This is a genomic window from Myroides sp. LJL119, from assembly GCF_054871605.1.
This window is the reverse complement of record NZ_JBTXLO010000004.1, coordinates 177,761-191,093: the sequence shown is the minus strand read 5'-3', so window position 1 is coordinate 191,093 and position 13,333 is coordinate 177,761. Positions and strand designations below refer to the sequence as shown.

Annotated in this window: 12 protein-coding genes; 7 read left to right on the top strand and 5 right to left on the bottom strand. The window is 32.2% G+C overall.

Going from position 1 to position 13,333, the window contains the following annotated elements; genetic code table 11:
* Nucleotides 1-21: 21 nt before the first annotated feature.
* The 3 genes from ACYSNV_RS07205 to ACYSNV_RS07195 all read right to left on the bottom strand — a co-directional run bounded on the left by ACYSNV_RS07205 (nt 22) and on the right by ACYSNV_RS07195 (nt 4,564).
* The gene (locus ACYSNV_RS07205) at nt 22-372 is read right to left on the bottom strand and encodes a T9SS type A sorting domain-containing protein (RefSeq protein WP_461761887.1); all 351 of its coding nucleotides are present in this window, start codon (nt 370-372) and stop codon (nt 22-24) included.
* Between the two features lie 108 nt (nt 373-480).
* Complete coding sequence (locus tag ACYSNV_RS07200; protein ID WP_461761886.1) at nt 481-1,632, bottom strand: hypothetical protein; 1,152 nt, start codon at nt 1,630-1,632, stop codon at nt 481-483.
* A gap of 184 nt (nt 1,633-1,816) precedes the next feature.
* On the bottom strand, nt 1,817-4,564 hold the full coding sequence (locus ACYSNV_RS07195; protein WP_461761885.1) for a TonB-dependent receptor: 2,748 nt from the start codon (nt 4,562-4,564) through the stop codon (nt 1,817-1,819).
* Nucleotides 4,565-4,744: 180 nt separating this feature from the next.
* Here ACYSNV_RS07195 and ACYSNV_RS07190 point away from each other — a divergent pair, with 180 nt between their 5' ends.
* The 6 genes from ACYSNV_RS07190 (at nt 4,745) to ACYSNV_RS07165 (ending at nt 9,172) form a co-directional block, all read left to right on the top strand.
* Nucleotides 4,745-5,437 carry a response regulator transcription factor gene (locus ACYSNV_RS07190; protein WP_461761962.1) on the top strand — a complete coding sequence of 231 codons (693 nt, stop codon included), beginning with the start codon at nt 4,745-4,747 and terminating at the stop codon, nt 5,435-5,437.
* Between the two features lie 2 nt (nt 5,438-5,439).
* Nucleotides 5,440-6,504, top strand: coding sequence for a sensor histidine kinase (locus ACYSNV_RS07185; protein WP_461761884.1), 1,065 nt, complete (start codon nt 5,440-5,442; stop codon nt 6,502-6,504).
* A gap of 86 nt (nt 6,505-6,590) precedes the next feature.
* Nucleotides 6,591-7,262 carry a tRNA (guanosine(46)-N7)-methyltransferase TrmB gene (gene trmB, locus ACYSNV_RS07180; RefSeq protein WP_461761883.1) on the top strand — a complete coding sequence of 224 codons (672 nt, stop codon included), beginning with the start codon at nt 6,591-6,593 and terminating at the stop codon, nt 7,260-7,262.
* A 2-nt stretch (nt 7,263-7,264) separates the two neighbouring features.
* Nucleotides 7,265-7,891, top strand: coding sequence for an amino acid permease (locus tag ACYSNV_RS07175; RefSeq protein WP_461761882.1), 627 nt, complete (start codon nt 7,265-7,267; stop codon nt 7,889-7,891).
* Complete coding sequence (locus ACYSNV_RS07170; protein WP_461761881.1) at nt 7,888-8,229, top strand: MGMT family protein; 342 nt, start codon at nt 7,888-7,890, stop codon at nt 8,227-8,229. The genes ACYSNV_RS07175 and ACYSNV_RS07170 overlap by 4 nt, the downstream gene beginning before the upstream one ends.
* A gap of 130 nt (nt 8,230-8,359) precedes the next feature.
* On the top strand, nt 8,360-9,172 hold the full coding sequence (locus ACYSNV_RS07165; protein WP_461761880.1) for a GIN domain-containing protein: 813 nt from the start codon (nt 8,360-8,362) through the stop codon (nt 9,170-9,172).
* Between the two features lie 76 nt (nt 9,173-9,248).
* Here ACYSNV_RS07165 and ACYSNV_RS07160 read toward each other — a convergent pair whose 3' ends face one another.
* Nucleotides 9,249-10,361 carry a sensor histidine kinase gene (locus ACYSNV_RS07160; protein ID WP_461761879.1) on the bottom strand — a complete coding sequence of 371 codons (1,113 nt, stop codon included), beginning with the start codon at nt 10,359-10,361 and terminating at the stop codon, nt 9,249-9,251.
* Between the two features lie 222 nt (nt 10,362-10,583).
* Nucleotides 10,584-11,933: a sigma-54-dependent transcriptional regulator gene (locus ACYSNV_RS07155; RefSeq protein WP_461761878.1), complete on the bottom strand. Its 1,350-nt coding sequence runs from the start codon at nt 11,931-11,933 to the stop codon at nt 10,584-10,586.
* A 152-nt stretch (nt 11,934-12,085) separates the two neighbouring features.
* Between ACYSNV_RS07155 and ACYSNV_RS07150 the strand changes: the two genes are divergently transcribed.
* Complete coding sequence (locus tag ACYSNV_RS07150; RefSeq protein ID WP_461761877.1) at nt 12,086-13,327, top strand: efflux RND transporter periplasmic adaptor subunit; 1,242 nt, start codon at nt 12,086-12,088, stop codon at nt 13,325-13,327.
* Nucleotides 13,328-13,333: the final 6 nt, after the last annotated feature.

Below are 13,333 nucleotides of genomic sequence, written 5' to 3'. Positions count from 1 at the left end.
AAGTATATTTTTCAACAGAAATTATTTTACTATTATTTTTCTTGTGGCAGTTGCATTATCCTCTCTGACTTTCATAATGTAAATACCAGCATTAACATTATATGGTAAAACTAATTCTTTATTATGAAGAGTAACAGATAACATTTTTTTTCCAACAACACTATAAAGTTCAACTTCTTTAGGTGCATTTTTAGTCGATTCAATATAAATCGTACTGTTAATCATTGTTGGGTTAGGATAAATAGAGAGCCCCTCGATACTCTGGGTAGCATATCTTGCTTCATTTGGTTGAGGTCCTTGTTGAGCTAGAACATTAGTTCCAGACAAGCCTATAACCAGCAATAAGAGAGTGAAAATGTAGTTTTTTGCCATTGCTCTTTAATTAATACTATAAAAGTACAAAAAAAAATCTAATAAAAAAAAATAAAGTTTTGCTTTTTTAAAACAAAACTTTATTTACTAGATATTTATCAGGTTTTACTACAGGCCTTTAGTCCACCCTTTAGCCCATGAAGGGACTTCTTCTCCTGCACCTGCACCTTGATTGGCGCCTTCTATAATAATGGCGTCGTTATTGATTTGTTTTGCATTGTCGTCGATTATGCTATATTTGTTTTTAACATCGGTAAATTCAACATTTTTAACTTGTAAGTTTTCACCTATATGAGCGATAGTTGCATCATTTTCTACAAGTATTCCTAACTCAAAGTTTTTTAAGTATACATTCTCCAAAGTACCTTGGGTTCCAACTCTAAAATGAAATGCTGTTCGTGGTTTACCATCTACAGGTGGTTGGTCTGATCCAATTAGTGTTAGATTTTTAATCTTCGGTGAAGATATAGGAGAAGCATTATGGTCTTTACTATTATTATCTGCTTCAAAACCTTTATCAGCCACCCCGCTTTGTTTGGAGTACCAAAATTCATTATTACCGTTCCATCCTTCTGTCCAGTCAAATTGATCATCATCATTATGCGTGGAAACTAAATACTTCGTATTTACCGTTCCACCAAACCACTCAAAACCGTCATCTGATCCTTCATGAGCTTGTACATACTCTACAACTGTTCCATTTCCAACTCCAAAAAAGCTAATTCCATTGAATTCTTTCTCTGAGTTGTAGTTTGCTCCAGCATACTCCACTCGTAAGTATCTTAAAATCCCTGAATTATCATCCACAAGATCACCTCCGTATGTTAAGTCTGAAACTTCAGCAGTTGCTGTTTTTCCTTTATTTATTGGAGCTTTACCACAGATAACTAGTCCACCCCAACTTCCTCTTTTTTCAATGCTAGAGGTTAAAACAATTGGGTTTTCTTTGGTTCCTTCCGCATATATTTTGGCACCTTGTGCTATTGCGATATAAGAGGAGGTTCCACCAGTTCCTTTAATTTTTGTTCCTGCTGGAATACGTAAAATAGAGCCATCTTCCATTTGTAACTTCTCCGTTAGTTCGTACTCTATGTTAGCATCTAACTGCAGGACCTGACCATTTTTATAAGTACCTCCAAGTTTGTGTTCTGGACGGTTGTTTTCTCCCTCTTCAATGTATGTGTTGTCACTATCTGAACAACTAACAAAGGATAGACCTAATAAAGTCAATGTGAATGCTGATCTTAAAAATTTTTTCATGGTATTGTTATTGGTTTTTCTATGAAGCAAAGATGGTTTAAAACAACAAAATTTAAGTTAAGAGACTATCAATGAATTATTAATAAAATAGCTTTCTTTGAGATGAAAAGTTAGCTTAATGTTAACTAAGAAAAAAAACAAAGACTACTTTAAGTAGTCTTTGTTTTTTGAAAAATGCTAACCTTTAAAAATTATAACTTAAGCTTAAGCTAAGGTTTTGACCTAATCGGTATGATTGTACTAATATATCTTTTGTTAAGTTTTCTTGTTTTCTTTGAATTTTTGGGTCTAACAAATTTTTGGCATTTAACCCTATAGTGAATTTTTTATTTAATTCTAACTTTGCAGTAAAATCTAAAACTCCAAAAGCTTTATCCACTAAATTCCCACTTTGCTCTGTACCAATACTATAAAGTTTGTCTGAGAAGTGTGCATAAGATATGGTGGCCATAAAGTTTGTGTTTTCCCAGTTTTTAATATAGCTAACATCCGCATTTAAAAGTAGGTCTGAGGCTCCTGTGAATTGCGAACTATTATGGGTAAATAACGTATTGATGTAACGATTTTCGCGATTAACTTTTTCATTATCTAGTTTCTGATGCGTTTTCATTAACGCTGCGTTTAAACCGGCGGTGATTTTGTTTGTGTTTATAGCATCAAAATGAATAATATCTTTTTTTAACTCAATCTCTAGTCCATAGGCTACACCATAATCCCCCGTGTTGGCATAAGTAATGTCATTTGAGGACGAGGCCATGACAATTTCGTTAATGGGGTTTTTAATGTATTTTCCAAATGCTGTTATGGCAATAACTTCGTCGTTTTTAGGGAAAAACTCCCATTTTAAGTCTAAATTATAATCATCTGAAGCATATACATCCGGGTTACCAACTTTTATCTCAGTTACATCTTCGTAAATAAATCTGGCCCTTTCTTTAAATTGCGGTAGAGTATATGTTTTTGATAAAGCTAGACGTATGTTTTGTAATTCTGTTAATGAGTATTTAAAATGAAGTGCTGGTAAAAAAGCATTCTTGTTAAGTTGATCACTAGTTTGGTTGTTGTCTAATTGAGTTTGCCAAGTAACTTTTTGTGAAATGTTCTCTACTCTAAGGCCTAATACGGCTGTTAATTTATCAGTAAAGCGGTATTCTAAGTTTGCAAATCCAGCTTGAATTGATAAATCTCCCTCATAGGTTTGTGGTCGAAGTGCGTTTGGCGTTGTAGCCCCACCCCTGAATGTGTAAATGTCGAAATAGCCCTGTGAGAAGTTATTTTGGTTAAAAAAGGCATTTAAATTATTTGGATCAATGTTCTTATTGTACATATTGTTGATTCCAAAAACGTATTGTGTTGCACGAAACTTACGATCTTTGCTTTTTATATTATAACCTAGGGTCAGTTTACCTTTGTTGTTTTGATCCGAATCATAACCGAACTTATAATCTGCATTTATACTAGCTGAGTACTCTCTTTCTGATAAATTTTCAAAATATCGATTATTGTTGGATCTGGCATTGGTAGCAAAAACATATTCTGGTTTTCCAATTACTTGATTTAACATATATTGTTGACGATCTGGTGTATGAGAAGCAACGTCATTGGCTGATAATCCCCAATTAAGATCTAATTTTTGACTTAAAACATGACTACCTAGAAGTTGATTTACAAATAAACGATTTTGCGTGTATTGTTGTCTGTTAATTAAGGTTTCGCTGTTTTCCTTATCAGGCGTTGTATCTACAATATAACCATTATATAAATCATTCTTTTGTTGTGAATCATTGATAAATAAGAAATTGTATTTGATATTATTGTGAGGATTAATATCCAAATCGGCGTTTAGCATTGCAGTTGTGTTGGTATTATATTGGTAAGACTTTAAATACAAATCTTTGGTGAAGATATTTTGAGCTTGTACTGTTTTACTAACCCCTTGTTTGTATTTATAGTTGTTTGAAAAAGAAGCTGTAGCAAACAAATTTAGTTCACTTTGCCCAATGTAATATGTTTTTCCTGCATCAAGTCCCAATGAAGTTCCTATAGGATCTATGGTTTTAGTAGAAGTGGAGTGATTGAACTTAAAAGAATTTAATGCATCTTTTGGCATATTGTTGTTCGAGAACCCGAAGTAATCTCGTCCCGATAATATTTGGAAGGGTTTATTACTAGTTGCATTTGAATTGATATTGGAGCCTAGAGATACCTTTATAAAGGGTTGACCGTTGTATTTTCGAGAATGAATATCTATGTTTCCACCAGCAAAGTCCCCATAAGAGCTAACATGATAGGTTTTATCAATAGAAATGTATTCTATAATATCAGTAGAGAAAATTGATAGATTAATGTTTTTCTTCTCTGGATCATCTGAAGATAGTGGCATAGAATTTAAGTAACTACTATTGTAACGGTCTCCTAACCCCCTTACAAATATAGTTCCGCTGCCTTCTTGTTTGGCTACTCCAGTTGTTTTTGACACGGCAGAGGCCGCATCACCAACCCCTTTTCGAGAAAGTTCTTGATTTCCTATATGTTGTGAAATCGATGCTGATCGTTGTTGATCTAAAAGTAAAGCAGATTCACTTGCTCTTGATCTTGTTGCAATTAAAACTACATCATCAAGTTGTTGTGAATTATTATTGAGTTGCGCATCAACAAGACTTGTAGTTTCAGACTCGACTGTAATTTGTTTTTGTAAATTGTCATAACCCACATATTGAAAAGTTAAGGTGTAGCTACCTGGTTTTAGACTTAATTGATAATTTCCATCCATGTCGGTATTCACACCTTGATTTGTTTGGTCTACTATGACTGTGGCAAAGGCCAAAGGTTCGTTAGTTTGCAAATCTAGTAGGGTCCCTTTTACAGTACCATTTTGTGCAATACATAGTATAGAGGCAAATAAGGTACCGATTGTTAAGTTTAATTTCATAAGTTCAGTGTTGTAATTCTTGTGCAAAGAACATTTGATTTTTCAAGGGATATGTTATGTGAAATTTAAGTTTAAGGCTTTGTAATGTTAATAAATGGTTAGGATATTAAATTATTGTAAATTTAGGATTTAGTACATGATAAACTTTTATATTTGAACCGAAATACACACAACAACATGATGAAAAACCAGGAAATTAAAATACTTTTAGTAGACGATGAACAGGATATCTTAGAGGTAATTGGCTATAACTTGCAACAAGAGGGATATAAAGTACAAACCGCTGTAAATGGTAAAAAAGCAGTAGCAGCTGCTTTAGAATTTAGACCGCATCTAATTATTCTTGACGTAATGATGCCTGAAATGGATGGCGTAGAGGCTTGTGAAATTATTAGAAACACCGAAGGATTTGAAGATACTATCATAACTTTCTTAACCGCTAGGGGAGAGGACTATTCTCAAGTAGCTGGCTTTGATGCAGGGGCGGATGATTATATTACCAAACCAATTAGACCAAAGGTTTTAATGAGTAAAGTAAAGGCTTTGTTACGTAGAACTAAAAGTAACGAAGAAAATGACCCTAATAACATTGTTGTAGGTGAGCTATGTGTAAATAGAGATACTTATAAAGTGACACATTATGGTGAGGAATTAAATTTACCAAGAAAAGAATTTGAACTTTTAGCTCTTTTGACATCTAAACCCGGTAAGGTTTTTACCAGAGAGGAAATTTTAGATTTGGTATGGGGAAATGAAGTAGTTGTAGGAGGAAGGACAATTGATGTTCATATTCGTAAGTTACGTGAGAAAATAGGAGAGGATCTTTTTAAAACAATTAAAGGAGTTGGGTATAAATTTGAATCTAAATCATAGAGATGTCTACTCGTTTTAAAAGATCATATAAATTTGCCTTGAAAAGCGCTTGCTATATTTCTTTGATAGCCAGCTTGGTGCTCCTTATTTTAGAATTCTTCTTTTTCGAAGTTCCTTGGTGGTTTTATCCAATACAAATAGCTTTGTTTTTCTTTATTTGTTTTTTCGTAATTCAATATAGGGTAGAGCATTTTATTTATAGGAGGATTAAAAAAATCTATGATAATGTTTCCTTATTAGAACATACCGATTTACGTTCAAAAGCAGTTACTACAGATATGCAAACCTTAACTCAAGAGATTCAAAATTTTGCAAAAAACAAGAAAATAGAAATTGAATCCTTACAAGTCAGAGAAGAATACCGCAGAGAGTTTCTAGGGAATATATCACATGAGTTAAAAACTCCATTGTTCACAATTCAAAGTTATTTGGAGACTTTAATAGATGGTGCGGTTGAGGATTTAAAGGTTAGAGATAAATACTTAGACAGAGCCGCACAAGGTGTGGAACGTCTAATTTATATTGTAAAGGACTTGGATATGATTTCCAAGCTAGAAACAGGTGATTTACATTTAACACGTTGTGACTTTGATATTGTAGATAGTATCAAAGAGGCTTTTAACTTTTTAGAATATAAAGCTAAGAAAAGGGGTATATCTCTTTTATTTGACCTAAAGTATGAAAATCCTATAATGGTCTACGGAGATAAAGATCGCATCGCACAGGTTATAATAAACTTAATTGAAAACTCTATTAAGTACGGAAAAGAAAAAGGTACTACTGAGGTTAGTATTGAAGACTTAGTGAATAATAAATTAATTATTCGTATAACTGATAATGGCGAGGGAATTAAAAAGGAGTTTATCCCTAGGTTATTTGAAAGATTTTATCGTATAGATAAAAGTGGTTCTAGAGTTGTGGGAGGATCGGGCTTAGGTTTGTCAATCGTTAAGCATATTGTGGAGGCTCACGATGAACACATTTACGTGGAAAGTAGCTTTGGATATGGTTCGGAATTTTCTTTTACAATTGAAAAGGCTAAAATAGCAAATCAAATACCTTTATAGAATGTATTACTTTAAGAAAAAAAAATAAAAACACTACTTTCATTATATTTATTTAATTTTGCTCAAATTTAATAAAAGATTTAAAGGTGGGAAGTAAAAATAAACTAAAGAGATTCAGAGAAAACGAAACTTTTTCCAATGTATTTCAGCCAACGAGAGAGCAGATGATTGCAGGTTTACCACAGAAGGGAAATTGGGCAAAGGATTTCTTTAAAAATGAAAATCCAATAGTCTTAGAGTTAGGATGTGGTAAAGGAGAGTATACGGTGGAATTAGCTAAGCGTTTTCCTAATAAGAACTTTATAGGTATTGATATTAAAGGAGCGCGTTTTTGGCGTGGAGCAAAAACAGCTGTAGAAACTGGATTACATAATGTGGCATTTGTTCGTACACAAATTGAACTTTTAGAGCATGCCTTTGCTAGTGGCGAGATAAGTGAGATTTGGATAACTTTCCCTGATCCTCAAATTAAGTATAAAAGGACTAAACACCGTTTAACTAACTCCGAGTTTTTACAACGTTATAAAAAAATTCTGTCAGCAGATGGGGTTGTTAACTTAAAAACCGATAGCGAATTTATGCATGGATATACCCTAGGATTACTTCACGGGGAAGGTCATCAGGTGATTTATGCCAATCACCATGTGTATAAAAATGAGGGGGCTCCTAGTGTAGTTACCGAGATACAGACTTTTTATGAATCTCAATATTTAGAGCAAAACAAAGCTATTACATATATTCAATTTAGAATAAAATAGTTATGGGAATAGAGGCTGTTACATTATTGGTTTTAGGTTTTGGTGCTGCTTTACTAGGTGTTTCACTGCCAGGCTTGCTTAATATGACTGCAGTAAAAATTGCTAAAGAGAATGGAGCCAATCATGCCTTTCAGTATGTATTGGGGTCTTTGTTAATCATTTTTGTCCAAACTTATGTAGCTATTTTTTTCGCAAGGTTAATTGAATCAAGTGCCTTTATCACTGAAATTTTGCATGAAATAGGTCTTGTTATTTTTGCAGGGCTAACAATTTATTTTTTATTTTTTGCTAAAAAAAATAATAAACAAGGGAAGCTAAGTACTGCCAAGCAGAATAGACCATTTATTTATGGTTCTATTTTAGCGCTTATTAATGTGTTTTCAATTCCCTACTATGTTTTTCTGAGTGTCACTTTAGCAAGTTATAATTATGATATTTTTGATCCTTTACATACCACTTTATTTTCTTTAGGAGTTACTATAGGTTCCGCTTTAATGTTTTATTGCTATATTTTGTTTTTCGAAAAGAAGCAAAATCAAAATGGGTTTATATTAAATAACTTGAATTATATTATTGGTTGTATAACAGGAATAATCTGTATTATTACAATTTATAAACTTATTAGATGAATCAAGCTAAGAATCTAACTTTTTTTGATAAAGTTTATTTTATTGTAAAGCAAATACCTTATGGTAGGGTTACAACCTACGGGGCCATTGCAAATGCTATAGGTGCTAGTAGATCTGCAAGAATGGTAGGATATGCTTTAAATGGCAATTCTATAGGCCAAGATCTGCCGGCCCACCGGGTGGTTAATAAAGCGGGACTTTTAACCGGGAAATTCCACTTTCAAGGAAGTAACCTGATGCAACAACTCTTAGAAAGTGAAGGTATACAGGTAAAAGACAATAAGATCATTAATTTTGAGAAAGTTTTATGGATTCCAAAGGCTTTGCAATTTGAATAATTAAAAAGTTTATTCTTGTTCAAGAATAAACTTTTTTGTTTATAAGATAAAAATATTTGTTAAATTTACCAATGGGTTTTATGAATAACTTCTTTAAAATAATATAAACACATTATATCCAGTATTAAATATGAAAAAAGTATTCTTATTCGTTATTCTATTTGTAGCAACAGCTAGTTTTGCTCAAGTGAAAGAAACTCGAGAGGTTGGTGAGTTTTCATCAATTCGTGTTTCTCAGGGAATTGTGGTGGATTTTACCATCGATAATAATAAATTAGTCGAAGTAGAGGCCTTTGATAATATGCGTTTATCTTTTGTGAAAACGCAAGTTAACCAACAAGGAGTATTAGAGATTTATATAGAAACACCTGGAAATCAAAGGAGTTTAAACTTTAAGGGAGTTCATGTAAAGATTTCTAACGATAAGCTAGAAAAGGTTTTTGCTGGATCTTCAGGGAAAGTTCATTTAAACTCACCAATTACAGCCAAAGAGTTTACCATATCAGCAACCTCTTCGGCAAAAGTGGAGGCAGAACATATTTTCGCAGATAATTTAGATTTAAAAGCAACCTCGTCTGGAAAAATTGTTGGGGTTTTTGACATTACAGATCACTCGCAATTATCAGCAAGTAGTTCTGCAGATATTCAAGCTGTTTTAAGAACCAAATCCTTAACTAGCTCAGCAAGTAGTTCAGGAGATATTCTTTTAAGTGGTAATGCACAACAAGTTGATGTAAAGGTTAGTAGTAGTGGAGAAATAAAAGCAAGTGATTTTATTGTTGATACTTTGAATGCTTCTGCGTCTTCATCGGGTAAGATCTCTTGTCAGGTGAATAAAGATCTTATAGCTAGTGCTAGCTCTAGTGGTAAAGTGTTATATACAGGAAACCCGACTATAACCCAAAGTAAAACAAGTAGTGGAGGTAAAATACAGAAAAACTAAATCAATTAGTAGGATTGACTAAGATATTATAAAACAAAACAGAGAGCTTTTTTGCTCTCTGTTTTGTTTTATATACTTATAAAGGGAAAATTAAACAGAATTTAGTTAAATCCTGTTCCCGTAAATATTGTAAGTAGCCTTGATGCATTTCTACTATATTTTTTGATAGTGGCAAACCAATACCAGCCCCATTAGTTCTAGTGGTGAAAAAGGGAATAAATATTTTATCAAGTATCTGGGGATCTATACCAGGACCGTTATCATTTATTTGTATGTAAAGACGAGAATCACTTTGCCAAGATTTTATCTGAATTTTCTTTTGCTCAGACAAGGTATTTACACTAAAGATAGCATTTGTTAAAAGGTTTATTAGGACCTGTTCCATTTGCATGAAATCCCAGTTCATGTTAATGTTGGTTCGAATTTGTAAATCAACTTGAATATTATCTTTTTTAAGTAGTGGCGTAATTATATTAATAGTGTTTTGTAGCAAATCTTTTACTACGGTATTTTTTAGAACTGGACTAGGAAGCATTGTTAACTGTCTATAATTGTCTATAAAGCGACTTAAGTGATTAGTTCTATTTACTATGGTTTGGATGCTTATTTTAATATCTGCAAGGTCTTGTTGATTTATTCTTTTTTGTTTTAAAATTTCTTGACTATTGTGTGCCAAAGAATGTATGGGAGTTAGAGAGTTCATAATTTCATGTGAAATTATTTTCATTAAGTTTTCCCAATTTTGTCTTTGTTTTTTATCCAGTACACTTTGAATAGAGTCAAGAAGGACAATATAATAAACTTGATTTTGACTTTTAGTCGTTTTTGTTTGAAGTATAAAGGTTTGCTTATGGGCTTTTTGTATACTTATATCGATGGTTTGCTTGGATTCTCTAAAGTCTAATTCTTCTATATGTTTGGTAAATCCAGGTAAAAAGCGCTGTAAATTATACCAAGATTTTATAGGTGGGATTTCAAATAAATTTAAAAAATAATTATTAGCTAAAAAGATGGACCAATCTTGATTTCTTTTTTCTAATATTAGAATACCTGTATCTACATTGTTTAAAATGTTTTGATAAACCTCTTCTTTTAATTGTTCTAACTTAGCTTGTTTTTGTAAAGACTCATAGAGCTTTTGTGTGTTTTTAAATAGGGTGTGATTGGTAAAAACTTTATTGGATGCCATCGAGATAGTGTAGTCATTATATAACATGGCTAAGACTATCTTATTTATAACTTTAAGGTACTTGTTTTGAAAATAGTACAGCTCTACAAATAAGCCAATTATTATTACTATAGTTAAGGTAGAGCTATAGTATAAGGCTTTGTTCCAAAGATAAAAACTTATTAGACTCAGTAGAATTAAAATGCTAATGCGGGTTATAAATTGAAGGTAGAATTTCATGGTTTAAAATTTGATATCATACTTTTGTATTCTTCGATATAAAGCAGCTCTGGATAATCCTAATTCCAAGGCACATTGGCTAATATTTCCCTTATGTTGCTCAAGGGCAAGTACAATGGCATTTCTTTGAATGTCCTGTAAATTATTATTATCGGAATCGATAGGGTTTAGATCGGAGTGATTAATTCCAAATTCATATAAATCCAATGTATCTGAATCGTTTAAAATAATAGCTCGCTCGGTTTTGTTTTGGAGCTCTCTTATGTTACCCTTCCAAGGATAAGATTTTAATAATTCGATTGTATTGGATTCTACTGTTGGTCTATTTTTAGCATATTTATCACAGTAGTAATCCATAAAGTAATTCAGTAAAGGTCCTATATCCATAGGTCTATTTCTTAAAGGGGGAAGAGTTAAAATCATGGTGTTTATACGGTAGAATAAATCTTCTCTAAATAATTTTTTCTCTACAAGCTCTTCTAGGTTTTCATTAGTAGCACAAATAATCCGTATGTCAACAGCTTTAGGAGTGGATTCCCCTAATCTTGTTACGGTCTTGGATTGAATTACTTGCAGTAATTTGGCTTGCAGGTGCAAAGGAATATTTGCAATTTCATCTAAGAAGATACTACCTGTATGTGCGAGTTCAAATCTACCAGGGGTATCTTGTTTGGCATCGGTAAACGCTCCTTTACAATAACCAAATAATTCACTTTCAAATAAATTTTCATTCAGTGATCCCAGATCAACATGAATAAAGGGTTTATCTTTTCTGTGGGAATAGTCGTGAATGTATTTGGCTAATACATATTTACCTGTTCCATTTTCTCCTAAAACTAAGGTGTTGATGTCTGTTTTTGCAATTTTTTCCCCCATTTGATAAATGCGAGTAACATTGGGGTCAATTCCTTTAAATAATGTAGGATGATCTTGTTTTCTTATTGCTTGTTGTTTGTTTTGCTTTGCACTTTTTTTACTTGCAGATTTTACCAATTCTACCAATTCTTGATTATTCCATGGTTTTAATATATAGTCAAGAGCCCCAAGTTTAATGCCTTGCACTGCAGTTTGTAAATTACCATAAGAGGTCATAAGTATTAGTTGTGTATTGGGGCAAGCTTTTTTAATTTCTTTTAGCCAGAAAATTCCCTCCTTGCCATCTTCAAATCCAATACGATAATTCATATCAAGTAAAACAACTTGAATATCATTTTGATTGATAAACCAAATCAATTTTTTGGGATTATCTAAAGTATATATGTTCGAAAAATGTCTTTTTAGTAACATTTTTGCCGCTAAAAGTATTTCGAGATTATCATCTAGTATTAAAACGTTAGTATTTGTCTTTTTCATATATACTTTATTTGTTTAATATCGAACACAATTCTGTTCGATATCGGACAGTTGAAATTTTCATTAAAAGGTAAGTGGTTTGATCCTAATAGGTTAAGAGTTTATTAATTTATGGCACGTAATTGATAGTTATATAGGTAAATAAATATATTATGGATCAAGCACTTCCACGTAAAAATAGTAAAAAAGTTAAAGTTATTGTAACTGTTTTAATTGTTTGGGTTTTTATCTGTGCAGGTTATTACACTTTTTTTAAAGATGTAGTTTTAAATGTTTCTAAAGATGAAATTCGTGTTCGGGATGTTTCTATGGGAAATTTCGAAGAATTTTTGACTTTTACTTCTCTTGTGGAACCCCTACATAGCATGTTTATAAATATTAGTGAAGGAGGAGAAATTCAAGAAATTTATGTAGAGAATGGACAAACCGTTACAAAAGGTCAACCACTTGCTAAAATTTATAATCCAAGTAGTGAGTTTAATTATATGTCTCAAGAGAATGCTTTACTAGAACAGATAAATAACTTAATTGTTAGTAAAAACAATATTCGCAGTCAAGAGGTAAATCTTATGAAGGATATGATATCTGTTGAACATGATTACAAAGCCTCAGAACTTGCCTATGAATTAGATAACAAGCTTTTTAAGCAAGAGGTATTAAGTCTTAGTGATTATCAAAGAACTCAAGAAAATTATAGATATCAACAAGAACGTAAAATATTGATCGAGCAAAGCATTGAAAATCAAAAACGGTACAATAATCAACAAATTCAACAAATCGATAACTCTTTAGTTGTTTTGCAAAAAAGTTTACATAAGCTACGATCAAATAAGGATAATTTTTTACTCAAAGCTCCTATATCCGGACGATTATCTTCTTTTGATGCTGTACTAGGGCAAACCTATCAAAACGGACAAAGTATAGGTAAAATTGACGTAATGCAAGGATATAAGTTAGTAGCACAAGTTGATGAATTTTATATCGATAAGATTTCCTTAAATCAATCAGGTCAAGTTGCCTATAAAGACCAGGTGCTTTTAGTGCGGGTTGCTAAGATTATCCCTGAGGTTAAATCAGGGAGGTTTGAAGTTCAGCTAGACTTTGAATCAAATAATAAGGATTTAGCATTTCAAATAGGAAGTAGTTTGGGAGTGAAACTTTTTCTATCGGCAAAAGAGCAAAAACTTCTCTTACCTAAAGGTAGTTTCTATCAACAAAGTAAGGGAGAGTGGGTTTTTGTTGTAAAGGACGGAAGGGCAACAAAAAGAAATATAGAAATAAATAGGGAAAACCCAAATTATTATGAGGTCGTATCGGGTTTACAAGAAGGAGAACAAGTGATAGTTTCTAGCTATCAGGATTTTTTAAATGTAGAATTTTTAAATATAAAGTAATAATTA